We start from the raw sequence: 13,069 nt of genomic DNA on the forward strand, positions 1-13,069 counted from the left end.
AGTTGCCCAGCACGTTGGCCTGAAAGACCACGCCGTGCGGGTTGCTCTCGTCGAAGACGAGCAGGTCAACAACCGGCAGCAACTCCGGCTGGCGCGAGTAGCGCGAGCGGTAGGTGATGATCGAGTCGGCCAGTTCGAGCAGCCATTCGAGCGAGCCCTGACTGCGCGCCGCCGGCATGTGCAGGAAATGGGCCAGCGTCAAGGCCAGGAAGGACAGCCGTTCGAGCCGGCGGCCGATGAACAGGAAGCGCCAGCCGTCGTCACGCGTCATGTTGTCCATGGCAAAACCAGTCAGCGACGACGAGACACCGAGCACGCGATCGAGGAAGGCGATCGCCTCGGTCAGGGTCGGGTGGGTCTTGAGCGCCGCTTGCTGATCGCGCTGCAGGCGGTTGAGCGAGTGCCAGTGGTCGAGCGACAGGCGTTCGCGGACGTGCGTCGCCGACCACATCAGGGCGCGGATATTGCGGGCCAGGCTGCCCGGCTGCTCGGGATCGTAGATCGCCTCAAGCAGCTCGTGCTCGCCGCCCTCCTTGGCCTCGCCGCTTTCCCCGGATTTCTCTTCGGCCTCCTCCGGCTTGGGCAGGACGCCCAGCCGGCGGGCCAGTTCGAGCGCGGCAATGACCACCGGCGTGCGCTGCCCACCGCCGACAACGACGCGCGACAGGGCGACGCGCAACAGGCGGGCGCTGTCGTCGAAGCGCTCGGAATAGCGGCCGAGCCAGAACAGATTTTCGACGACGCGCGAAGTCAGGTTGGAACCGGCGCGCACCAGGTCGCGTACACCGACCGAGGGCTTGAGCAGCGAGAACTGGCTGACCGGGCCATTGGTCAACACCCAGCAATCTTTCGAGGCGCCGCCGCGCTGCATCGAAATGATGCGCGTGCCGGCCGCCGTCGTCACCCGGGCCAGACCGCCCGGCATCACCGAATAGCCGTCCGGCGTCGTCACAGCGTAGGCGCGCAGGCCGACCGGACGGGCGAGCAGGCGACGTTCGTGGGCCCGGCTCCAGGTCGGCGCCTGCGACAGATTGATCATTTCCTGCGCGACGTAGGCATGCGGCCGCGCTTCGATGCGGCGCAGCATCTCGGCCCGCGCCTCACCCTTCAATTCATTGCCGAAAACCGGCTCCATGTTCTGAGTCGGGTAGGCCGGCTTGATGACCAGATCGTCGAAGTTTTCCTTGACGAAATCGAGGGCCGGTTTCTCGCCGCACCACCACGTTGCGACCGACGGCATGGCCAGCTTTTCGCCGAGCAGGTGGCGGCAGATGGCCGGCAGGAAGCCCATCAGTGCGCCGGAAGCGAGCAGGCCGCTGCCCAGCGCGTTGGCGATGACGACACGCCCGGCGCGTGCCACGTTGAGCAGGCCGGGAATGCCCAGCGCCGACTCGCCGCGCAGTTCGAGCGGGTCGCAGTAGGCGTCGTCCTGGCGGCGCAGGATGACGTGCACCCGTTTCAAACCGCGCAAGGTTTTCAGATAGACCGTTTCGCCGCGCACCGTCAGGTCCTGCCCCTCGACCAGCGGGAAACCGAGGTAGCGCGCCAGATAGGCGTGCTCAAAATAGGTTTCGTTGTACGGCCCGGGGGTGAGCAGGACCATGTGTGGCTGCTCGTCGCCCTCGACCGGGGCGAGTGCGGCCAGGCCGTCGAGCTGGTCGCGGAAGAAGTCGGCGACGTGCTGGACGCGCAGGTCGCGGAACATTTCCGGGAAGACGCGCGAAACGATGAGCCGGTTTTCCAGCGCGTAACCCGCCCCCGACGGCGCCTGCGTGCGATCGGCGATGACCCACCAGCGGCCGTTCGGCGAACGCGCCAGGTCGACCGCGTAATGGTGCAGCCAGACCCCGCCCGGCGGCTTGACACCACGGCATGGCCACAGGTAGCCGTGCTGACCATAGACCAGAGCCGGCGGCAACAGACCCTCGGCAAGCAGCGTCTGCTCGCCGTAGAGATCGTCGAGCATGGCGTTGAGCAGGGTGGCGCGCTGGGCGATGGCGGCCGACAGCTCGGCCCATTCGTCGGGTGGAATGATCAGCGGCAGCGGATCGAGAGCCCACGGCCGATCGGCCCCGTTCGGATCGGCGTAGACGTTGTAGGTCACGCCGTTTTCCTGGATGCGCTGCTCGGAGAAATCGAGTCGACGGCGCATTTCCTCCGGCGTCACCGCATCGAGATGCTCGAGGAACTGGTTCCAGTGCGCCCGGACAGACCCGTCCTTGGCCAGCATTTCGTCGTAGCGGCGGGGCGTGTGGGGGTAGATTGCGAGGAGGGTGCGCGCCATTTATTTGTTTTGTAGCGAAAACAGAATACAGCGAAGCGGCCCTGGCTAGGCGTGCCGCCGAGGACAGTACAAGCAGTACGGCGAGGAGGCAATAACGACGCCAGGGGCATTCTGTTTGCGCTTCGTCAAAATCGACGCAAGTCTAGCGTAAACGGGTGCTCGGCGCTGACCTCCGGCGCCTTGACCTGCAGCTTGCCCGGGGTGTGGCCGAAGCGGAAGAAGCGGGCCAGACGGCGGCTTTCGGCCTCGAAGGCATTGACCGGGAAGGTGTCGAAACTGCGCCCACCCGGATGCGCGACGTGGTACTGGCAACCGCCCAGCGACCGCTGCATCCAGGTATCGACGATGTCGAAAACCAGCGGCGCATGGACGCCGATAGTCGGATGCAGGCACGACGCCGGCTGCCAGGCGCGGTAGCGCACACCGGCAACGAATTCGCCGTTGGTGCCGGTGTTCTGCAGCGGCACCGGCACGCCATTGCAGGTCACCACATAGCGGTCGGGCGCCATGCCCTTGATGCGGACCTGGACGCGCTCGACCGAGGAATCGACGTAGCGCACCGTGCCGCCACCACCGCCCTCCTCGCCCATGACGTGCCATGGCTCAAGCGCGTGACGCAGTTCGAACTCCATGCCCTTGACGGCGAAATCGCCGTATTTCGGGAAGCGGAATTCGAAATGCGGGGCAAACCATTCGGCCTTGAAGGCGAAGCCGGCCTCGGCCATTTCCTGCATGACGTCCTTGAAGTCCTGCTCGGCGTAGAAGGGCAGCATGAAGCGGTCGTGCAGCTCAGTGCCCCAGCGGGCCAGGCGGGCCGGCTCGTAGGGTTGTTCCCAGAAGCGGGCGATCATGGCCCGCAGCAGCAGTTGCTGGGCCAGCGACATGCGGGCGTGCGGCGGCATCTCGAAGGCGCGCAGTTCGAGCAGACCGAGGCGGCCGGTCGGGCCGTCCGGCGAGTAGAGCTTGTCGATGCAGAACTCTGAACGGTGCGTGTTGCCGGTGACGTCGGTGAGCAGGTTGCGCAGGATGCGGTCGATCAGCCACGGCGGGACCGAATTTGGGTAACCCGCGCCCGGCTGCGGAATCTGCTTGAAGGCGATTTCGAGCTCGTAGAGGCTGTCGTTGCGCGCTTCATCGACGCGCGGCGCCTGGCTGGTCGGCCCGATGAACAGGCCGGAGAACAGATAGGACAGGCTCGGGTGGTTGTGCCAGTAGGCGACCAGGCTCTTGAGCAGATCCGGCCGACGGAGGAAGGGCGAATCGTTCGGCGTGGCACCGCCGAGCACGAAGTGATTGCCGCCACCAGTGCCGGTGTGGCGACCATCGACCATGAACTTTTCGGTGGTCAAGCGCGAGTAGTGAGCCGCCTCGTAGAGGTGGGTGGTCTGGTCGACCAGCTGGTCCCAGCTACGCGCCGGATGGACATTGACCTCGATGACACCGGGGTCGGGGGTGACGCTGAAATGCGTCAGGCGCGGGTCGGACGGCGGCGTATAGCCTTCCATGATGACCGGCATCTTCATCTCTTCGGCCGTCGCTTCAACGGCGGCAACGATTTCGAGATAGTCGTCGAGCTTTTCGGTCGGCGGCATGAAAACGTAGAGCCTGCCGTCGCGCGGCTCGGCACACATCGCCAGGCGGGTGATCCAGCCGGCCGATTCCTTGAAGCGCGGCATCGTTTCAGTCGGCTTTTCCCACGGGCGGACCTTGCCGTCGCCGGTCGCCGAGGCGGCGGCTGCACCAGCGCCAGCGGCACCAGTGCTGCCGGGGCGACTCTGCATCTGCGGCTCGCGAGCACCGGTTTCACCGCTCACGCGGTTACGCAGGGCGGCGTAGCTGGCCAGCGGATCGGTTGCCATTTCGGCATCGGGCACATTGACGTAAGGGTAGTCGCTCGTTTCCGTCCATGGCTGCGAGTCGTACGGCAAACGGTAGCCCATGGCCGAATCGCCGGGGAACAGGTAGCAACGTTCGGCACGCAGGAACCACGGGCCGGTCTGCCACTGGTTCCAGACATTTTTCATGATCGGCAGGACGTGGCCGACGGTATAGGTCAAGCCCTGGGTGAACACCTTCATGAGGCGTTCGCGCTCCATGGCGTCGTCGACGCGGGAATCGAAGGGATCGACGTTGCCCGGCAGGCGGCGCTCGCGCCACATGTAGTAATAGACATCCTCGAAGGCCGGGAAGACGTAGTCGGAAGTCATGCCCAGGCGTTCGGCGACGCGTTTCAGGAAGCGCTGGGCGTGTTCGGCCGTGGCGCCGTAATCGACGCTTTCGTTGGCGTACAGCTCGGGGGCATTCCAGATCGGCTCGCCGTCCTTGCGCCAGAAGCAGTTCAGCGACCAGCGCGGGAGCTGTTCGCCGGGATACCACTTGCCCTGACCGAAGTGCATGAGGCCGTTCGGGGCGTATTTCTCGCGCAGGCGATGGAAGAGGTCGGCGGCGAAAATGCGCTTCGTTGGGCCGAGGGCGGCAGTGTTCCATTCGGCGCCATCCGGGTCGTCGACGGCGACGAAGGTCGGCTCGCCGCCTTGGGTCAGGCGGACATCGAGCTTGCCGAGGGTGTCGTCAATTCGGTGGCCAAGGCTCTCAATCTCGTTCCACTGCTCATCGGTATAGGGCTTGGTGACGCGCGGCGATTCCCAGATGCGGGTGACCTGCATGTGGTGCGAAAACTCAGTTTCGCATTCATCAAGGCCGCCGGTGACCGGCGCGGCGGAACCGGGTTCCGGCGTGCAGGCGAGCGGAATGTGGCCTTCGCCGGCGAACAGCCCGGAGGTCGGATCGAGGCCGATCCAGCCGGCGCCCGGCAGATAGACTTCGGCCCAGGCGTGCAGGTCGGTGAAGTCGGCTTCCGGGCCGGACGGGCCGTCGAGCGATTTGACGTCGGCCGTGAGCTGGATCAGGTAGCCCGACACGAAACGGGCGGCAAGGCCCAGATGACGCAGGATCTGGACGAGCAGCCAGGCCGAGTCGCGGCACGAGCCGGAACGCTTGGTCAGCGTTTCTTCCGGGGTCTGGACGCCCGGTTCCATGCGGATGGTGTAGCTGATGGCCTTCTGCAGGTCGGCGTTCAGCGCCACGAGGAAATCGACGCTGCGCAGCGGCTCGCGCGAGATGCCATCCATGTACTTCTTGAGTTCCGGCGTTTCCGGCAGCTTGTGCAGGTAAGGCGTCAGTTCGTGGCGTTCCCAGGCCTCGTAGGCGAAGGGAATTTTCTCGGCATGGTCTTCGAGGAAGAAATCGAAGGGATTGATGACCGACATCTCGGCCACCATGTCGACCTCGATGCTGAATTCGCGGGTCTGTTCCGGGAAGACCAGGCGGGCCAGGTAGTTGCCCTGCGGATCCTGCTGCCAGTTCACGAAATGCTGGTCCGGACCGATCTTCAGCGAGTAGGACAGGATGCGCGTCCGCGAATGCGGACAGGGGCGCAGGCGGACGACCTGCGGCCCGAGGTTGATCAGGCGATCATAGTTGTAACGAGTAACGTGATTCAGCGCGACATGGATCGACACGAGCTTGCTCCAGGCAGAATGATTGCAAGCTTAAAAGCAAGACGCGAACCAGCTTGCAAGTCGTTGTTTTTCAATAAACCCGATAGTGGCACGCACCTCGTGAAAGCCTGATGACGGGCGACGTGCACCAAAAACGTGCGGCATCCGGAGACGACTTCAGGGAAGCTGAACGAAGCCCCTGGCATCGAGCGCCACAAACGGGTTGAAACAAACTTCCCATAGAAAACCGTCCGGATCGGCGAAGTAGCCGCGAAAGCCGCCCCAGAAAACCTTGTCGGCCGGGCGCACCAAGGTGGCACCGGCCGCCACCGCTTCATCCAGCGTGGCGATCACCGCCGCCTCGGACGGCACGTTGTGGGCCAGCGTAAATCCCGGAAATCCGCTGCCGGCCGCCGGCACCGCGGCATCCTCGGCCAGCGCCGCGCGCTGGAACAGGCCGAAGGCGACCGAGCCAGCCTGAAAAAAGGCGATCGACTCCTGGCTGGCCGCCGACTCCCGCCAGCCCAGCGCCTTGTAGAAAGCCCGGCTGCGGGCCAGGTCGGCAACACCGAGGGTGATAAAGCTGATGGTCTGGTTCATGATCCTTGAAACCTCAGTTGGACGCGGCTGATGGTGCGTTTGGGCGAGATGGCCGGCGCCGGGTTGCAAACTGCGATTTTAAGCGTGTCGATTTCAAAATTTGCCAAATTTTCCGGTTGACCGTGGCATCCGCTGCCAACCCACCCGCGCAGAAAATCGAGCCGGCATCGCGTCGTTTTGAGCTATCGAAGCACCTGATCGCGGCCCTTCTTTCGCCGCACTGCGGGCGATTCGCCGGCTTTCGGTTGCCTCACCCGGCTGTTGAGTGCCAATATGGCGCGTGACGATATTTTCCCCTCGCAGTGGAATCTGAAAGGCATTTTTGATGAATCCATGGCTTGCTTTGGCTCGCGTCTACAGTCAGGGCGGACTCAAACTTCGCTTATGGATTCTCGCCTTGTTGCCGCTGGCGGTGTTTCCGGTATTGGTGGCGATCGCTTTGCTGGTTGGCAACCATTTCGGCGAACGCCTGTTGCTGAACAAAGTCATGTCCGACCTGGCGGTAACCCACGACCATCTTCGTCACCTCGAGCGGGAAGCGCTCGCCTCCATCGACTCGCTGGCCAATTCGCCGCGCATTCTCAGTCTGGTAGAGGGCAAGGCTAGCGGGGTTTCGCTCAAAGAAGTCCTCGATTCGCGCAAGGACAATATCGGATTTGACTTTCTCGCCGTCCTCGATGCATCGGGCAAGGTGGTCAGCGCCAGCGAGGGATTCCGGCCGGGAGAGACTTATCTTGACCTGCCGGTAATTCGGGATGCCGCGGCCGGAGGCGAAGGCCGGGCCGGGCTGGAGGTCGTTTCAGCCGGGGCCCTGGGACACCTCGCGGCCAGTTTGCCCGGGCGGGCCCGGCTGGAACTGCACGAAACGCCGATGGCCGCCCCAACCACGGCAACCAGCGAAGAGCGCGGCCTGCTCGTCGTGGCTGCCGCCAGCATGCAAAAACTGACCGGCCATAAGCGCTACACGGTGGTGGGCGGATTTCTCCTCAACCGGCACGACGAATTCGTCGATTACCTGGCGCACATCGGTTCCATCGGCAGCTTGCACGACCTGGGGGTCGCAGAGACGGTAACGCTGTTTCTCTCCGACGTCAGAATTGCCACGACGGTGCGCCGGAACGATGGTCAGCGGGCGCTTGGCACCCGGGTTTCGCAAGCCGTCAAGGAAACGGTGCTGGAGCGCGGCGAAACCTGGTTACAGCGCGCCTTTGTGGTCAATCACTGGGCGTATACGGCTTACGATCCGGTCGTCGATTATTCGGGAAAGCGCATCGGAATGCTTTATGTCGGCATTCCGGAGGCGCCATTCACCGCCTTGCGCTGGCAGGCGATCGGGATGATCGTCGCCTTGCTGGCTTTGGTCAGCCTGCTCGCCACCTGGATTTCCTGGCGACTGGCGCACGGCATCATGCACCCCCTCGACCGGCTGGAAACGGCAATGCGTGCCGTCAAGGGCGGCGAGATGCAAACACGGGTCGGCCCAATGCCGGGCAATGACGAACTGGTTCGGCTGGGTGTGCTGTTTGATCAACTGCTCGACACCATCGACCGACAGACCACGGCATTGCGGCACTGGGGCGAGGAACTCGACGACAAGGTGGCGCAGCGGACGCACGATCTGGCCGTCGCCAACACGGCACTGCTTGCTGCCCGTGACGCGGCCGATGCCGCAAATCAGACGAAAAGCAGCTTTTTGGCCAACATGAGCCACGAAATCCGTACCCCGATGAATGCCATTATCGGCATGGCGGAATTGACCTTGGCCACCAACCTCAGCCCGCGGCAACTCAACTACCTTTCCAAGATCAAGTCAGCGTCGGAGAGCCTGCTCACCGTCATCAACGACATTCTCGACTTCTCCAAGATCGAAGCCGGCAAACTGGAAATGGAGCAGACGCCCTTCGTCCTCGAGTCCGTATTTGACCGCCTTTCAAGCGTCGTCGCCCTGCGCGCCGAAAATCAGGGGATCGAGCTTTACTATGACATAGACGACGATTCGCGCGTTCTCAAAGGCGATCCGCTGAGACTGGGGCAGGTCCTGACCAACCTGGTCGGCAACTCCCTCAAGTTTTCAACGGGCGGCAACGTCATCGTCAAAGTCAGCACGACACCCCTCGGTGATGAAGACCTGGAACTCCACTTCTCGGTCAGCGACGAAGGCATCGGCATGAGCGAAGAACAGGTCGGCAAACTGTTCGCTCCGTTCACCCAGGCCGATTCCTCGACGACCCGGCGTTTCGGCGGCACCGGCCTGGGCCTTTCGATCAGTCGCCAGTTGATCGAACTGATGGGCGGACGCATCTGGGTGGACAGCGAACCGGGGCGTGGGAGCACCTTTCATTTCACGGTTCGCTTGAAGATTGTCGGCCCCGACCGCCGCATCGGGCTTCGCGAATTCGGTCGGCAACTTGCCGAGCAGGCGCAGCGGCCGGTCCTGATCGTCGATGACAACCCCATTTCCCTGAACATACTTCGCCATCTGACCAGCCAGATTGGACTGAAGGCAGAAGTGGCCGCCAGCGGCTACGAAGCGATCGGCAAAATGGACAGCGAGACGCCACCGGACTATCTGTTGTGTATCGTCGATTGGCGCATGTCGGGGATGGATGGCATCGAAACCATCCGCCAAATGCGCGCCCTGTACGCCCGGCACGACAGGTGCCCACCCCCTGCGATTCTGGTCACCGCCTACAGCCACCATAGCGATCTGGACGGCGTTGCCGGCGATATCGACGGCCTGCTCAGCAAGCCGGTTTGCGCCCGCCATCTTTATGTTGAATTGGCTAACCGCCTGGGCCTTGCCAACCCGCAAACACCCCCGGTCGAACGGCGCAAGGTTGCCGTTCGGCAATGGTCGCGCTTCAGCGGCATGGACATCCTGATTGCCGAAGATGTCGAAATCAACCGCGAGGTGATCGGCGAACTGCTCGCCAACGCCGGGCTGCAGGCCAGATTCGCCGTCAATGGCGAGGAATGCCTGAAAGCCGTAGCGGAAAAACGGCCCGACGTGATTCTGATGGATGTTCAAATGCCGATCATGGACGGCTACACAGCCACCCACCGCCTGCGCGAAAGCGCCGAATATGCCGACCTCCCGATCATCGCGCTGACCGCTAACGCGCTGCTCGAAGAGCGGGAACGCTGCATCGCGGCCGGCATGAATGGCCACATCGCCAAACCGGTCCGCATGGAACAGTTTTACGAACAACTGGTCGCCTGCCTGCCCAACTGGCGGCCGGGAAACAGGTCATCGCGCAGCGTTTCGCGCCCCCCGAACGCCGACAGCGACAGCGACAGCGACAGCGTGCAGATTGCCGACCTGCCTGGCATCGACATCGCGGTCGGGGTCAGCCATGTCGGCAAAATGGCCTTGTATCTGCGCCTATTGGCCAAGTTTCGCGATACCCATGGCCAGTCCTTCGAAAAAGACTATCGCCAGGCGCGAGAGGCCGACGACTGGGGAACGCAACAGCGCTTGGCCCACTCCCTGAAAGGGGTGGCGCGCACCTTGGGGGCATTTGACCTGGGCGAGGCCGCGGCACAACTCGAAGCGGCCGCCAAGGCAAAGGACAACGACGCATCGACGGCTTGCCTCGGGCAAACTGTCGCCGAGATGCAGACCGTGCTCGACGGTTTGCGGCACATTTGACTGGCGCCCCGCGCGCCCCCGCCTTCCAGACATCGGCGACGCAACCTTGAACCCGACGGCACCAGCAACTCGGCGTAAAATGGCCGTTGCCACCAAGCCCAACGGAGCGCGCCATGCTGCAAGCCATTCTCGACAACTACCTGCTGCTCGCCGCCCTCGTCCTGCTCTTTCTGGTTCTCGTCCCGGCGCTGGTTTTGCGCGGGCGCGGCGTCCGCGAACCGGGGCGCCCGGATCGCCGCAGCCAGCCACGACCAGGCACCGACCGCCGAGCCTAGAGGCCTTCAGCGCGGGCCGCCATAGTCGTCGGCCAGCCGGTCGTAATGAGCGTGGGCCTCGGTTTCCAGGAGCGCGGCAGCATGCCATTCAAGCATCGCCGGGTGGGCCAGCACGGCGTCGCGGTAAGTAGCGGCGAGCGGCGGCAGCGGCACGTTGTAGACGTTGAAGCGGCAGACGATGGGTGCATACATCGCATCGGCCACCGAAAATTCGCCGAACAGCCACGGGCCGTTGCCGGTGGCGAACTGGCGGCGCGCCTCGCTCCAGATTTCGACGACGCGGTCGATGTCGCGCTGAACCTCCGGCGTCGCCGGCTTGCCTTTGAGCCTGAGCTTGAGGTTCATCGGCATGGCGGTGCGCAGTTTGGCGAAGCCGGCGTGCATTTCGGCCGAAATGCTGCGCGCCCTGGCCCGCGCCCGGGCATCGGCCGGCCACATCTGGGCATAACGTTCAGCCAGGGTTTCGGCGATGGCGATGCTTTCCCAGACCTGGAAACCGTCCTCATGCAGACAGGGCACGCGGGCATTGCCGGCCAGCGGCTTGAGCGCCGCGTTGTAGTCGCGCCCGGCCACCGACACCATGTGCTCGGTGAAAGGGATGGCGAAATGCTTCATCAGCAGCCACGGCCGCAAGGACCATGACGAGTAGTTTTTGTTGCCAATGTAGAGGTCGAACATGGCGCGCTCCTTGGTTGTAAATGCCTGCGCAAACTTTACCGTAAATCGACGAAGGCACGGCAGAGAGGGTTTGCTACGGTCAACCGGAAATATCGGCCAATTTTGAAGTCGACCAACGCCGTACCGGCGAACGCACCATGCTGCGCACTCCCCGTATAATTCGCGCTCCCGGGCCCTGCCCGTCATTGATCGCCCACCATGTCCCAGCCTTTGAAAAATTCCCTTTTTTTCCTGTTGACCGTAGCCATGCTGGCCGGCTGTGGCGAGGTCGAGGATACGCGGCCCGGTCAGCCGGTGAAGCACCGCCAGGTCGCCTTCAAGGAAATCGTCAAGACCTTTGAACCGATGGGCGTGATGCTGCGCAAGGGTACCTACGACGCCGACAAGTTCCTGCCCCTGGCCGAAGCCCTGCTCGCCAGGCGGGATGGTCCGTGGGACTATTTTGGCGCCGACACCAACTACCCGCCGACCAAGGCGACAGGCGAGGTCTGGGCGCAGCCGGAGGCGTTCGCGAAGAATAAAAACGCCTTCATCGCCGCCACCGACACCCTGCTCTCCGCCGCCCGGAGCAAGGACAAGGCACAGGTCGAAAAAGCCTACGATGCCGTGCACGAGGCCTGCAAGACCTGCCACAAGCAGTTCAAGGAACGCTGAGTTTTCCGGAAAATCCGCATGTTGAGACTGACCGAACTGAAGCTGCCGCTCGACCACGCCGCCGATGCGTTGCGCCCGGCCCTGTGCCAGCGGCTGGGCATCGCCGATGGCGAGCTGATCGATTTCACGATTTTCAAGCGCAGCTACGATGCGCGCAAGAAATCGGCCATCACGCTGATCTACACGCTGGATTTCACTGTTCGCGACGAGCCGGCGCTGCTCAAAAAACTGGCCAATGACCGCAACGTCGGCCCGCGGCCGAATACCGACTACCAGTTCGTCGCCCAGGCCCCGGCCGATCTCAAAACCCGCCCGGTCGTCATCGGGACCGGCCCGTGCGGCCTGCTCGCCGGGCTGATCCTCGCCCAAATGGGTTTCAAGCCGATCATTCTCGAACGCGGCAAGGCCGTGCGCGAGCGGACGAAAGACACCTGGGGCCTGTGGCGCAACAACAAGCTCAACCCGGAATCGAACGTCCAGTTCGGCGAAGGCGGTGCCGGCACCTTCTCGGACGGCAAGCTCTACAGCCAGATCAAGGACCCGCAGCACCACGGCCGCAAGGTGCTCGAAGAGTTCGTCAAGGCCGGCGCGCCGGAAGAGATCATGGTTGTCAGCAAGCCGCACATCGGCACTTTCCGGCTGGTCAAGATGGTCGAGAACATCCGTGCCACGATCACCGAACTGGGCGGCGAAATTCGCTTCGGCAGCAAGGTCGACCGACTGGTCATCGACGACCACCAAGTCCGCGGGGTGGTCATGGCTGACGGCCAGACCATCGCCACCGACCACGTCGTCCTCGCCGTCGGCCACAGCGCCCGCGACACCTTCCAGACCCTGCACGAACAAGGGGTTTTCATCGAGGCCAAGCCATTCTCCATCGGCTTTCGCATCGAACACCCGCAGGCGATGATCGACCACGCCCGCTTCGGCCCCAATGCCGGCAACGAAATCCTCGGCGCCGCCGACTACAAGCTGGTCCATCACTGCGGCAACGGCCGCGCCGCCTACAGTTTCTGCATGTGCCCGGGCGGCCAGGTCGTCGCCGCCACTTCGGAAGAAGGCCGCGTCGTGACCAACGGCATGAGCCAGTATTCGCGCGCCGAACGCAACTCCAACGCGGCGCTCGTCGTCGAAGTGAAGCCTGAAGATTTTCCCGGCGACTACCGAACCAACCCACTGGCCGGCATCGAGTACCAGCGGCAATGGGAATCGGCCGCCTTTGTCGCCGGCGGCAGCAACTACGCGGCGCCGGCCCAGCGCGTCGGCGATTTCCTCGCCGGCCGGCCGTCAACCGCCCTCGGCGAAGTCGATCCGTCCTACCAGCCCGGCGTGCACATGACCGATCTGGCCAGTTGCGCCCCGAGCTACGTCATCGATGCGCTGCGCGAAGCCATCCCGGCCTTCGACAAGCAGATTCGCGGTTTCGCCA

The 13,069-nt window shown here is 63.7% G+C and carries 8 protein-coding genes; 4 read left to right on the forward strand and 4 right to left on the reverse strand.

Annotation, left to right across the window (positions count from 1 at the left end):
• The 3 genes from ADADOO_RS11435 to ADADOO_RS11445 form a co-directional block, all read right to left on the reverse strand.
• On the reverse strand, window positions 1–2,284 hold a 2,284-nt coding region (locus ADADOO_RS11435), incomplete at its 3' end, for a circularly permuted type 2 ATP-grasp protein (protein ID WP_511277637.1).
• Window positions 2,285–2,409: 125 nt separating this feature from the next.
• Entirely contained in the window at window positions 2,410–5,805 is a 3,396-nt protein-coding gene (locus tag ADADOO_RS11440; protein ID WP_511277638.1) for a transglutaminase family protein, read from the reverse strand.
• A 156-nt stretch (window positions 5,806–5,961) separates the two neighbouring features.
• Window positions 5,962–6,384 carry a VOC family protein gene (locus ADADOO_RS11445; protein WP_511277639.1) on the reverse strand — a complete coding sequence of 141 codons (423 nt, stop codon included), beginning with the start codon at window positions 6,382–6,384 and terminating at the stop codon, window positions 5,962–5,964.
• 325 nt (window positions 6,385–6,709) lie between these two features.
• Here ADADOO_RS11445 and ADADOO_RS11450 point away from each other — a divergent pair, with 325 nt between their 5' ends.
• Window positions 6,710–10,033, forward strand: coding sequence for a response regulator (locus tag ADADOO_RS11450; RefSeq protein WP_511277640.1), 3,324 nt, complete (start codon window positions 6,710–6,712; stop codon window positions 10,031–10,033).
• 113 nt (window positions 10,034–10,146) lie between these two features.
• Window positions 10,147–10,308 carry a hypothetical protein gene (locus ADADOO_RS11455; RefSeq protein WP_511277641.1) on the forward strand — a complete coding sequence of 54 codons (162 nt, stop codon included), beginning with the start codon at window positions 10,147–10,149 and terminating at the stop codon, window positions 10,306–10,308.
• A 6-nt stretch (window positions 10,309–10,314) separates the two neighbouring features.
• Here the strand turns inward: ADADOO_RS11455 and ADADOO_RS11460 are convergent, their stop codons facing one another.
• Window positions 10,315–10,986 (reverse strand): glutathione S-transferase, encoded by a 672-nt coding sequence (locus ADADOO_RS11460; RefSeq protein WP_511277642.1) that lies wholly within the window; start codon window positions 10,984–10,986, stop codon window positions 10,315–10,317.
• A 198-nt stretch (window positions 10,987–11,184) separates the two neighbouring features.
• On the opposite strand from ADADOO_RS11460, the gene ADADOO_RS11465 reads away from it, so the two are divergent.
• On the forward strand, window positions 11,185–11,640 hold the full coding sequence (locus ADADOO_RS11465) for a c-type cytochrome (RefSeq protein WP_511277643.1): 456 nt from the start codon (window positions 11,185–11,187) through the stop codon (window positions 11,638–11,640).
• Between the two features lie 18 nt (window positions 11,641–11,658).
• A partial coding sequence (locus ADADOO_RS11470) for an NAD(P)/FAD-dependent oxidoreductase (protein WP_511277644.1) occupies window positions 11,659–13,069 on the forward strand: 1,411 nt, incomplete at its 3' end.

The sequence above is a fragment of the Azonexus sp. genome, from assembly GCF_036170495.1.
Lineage (GTDB): Bacteria > Pseudomonadota > Gammaproteobacteria > Burkholderiales > Rhodocyclaceae > Azonexus.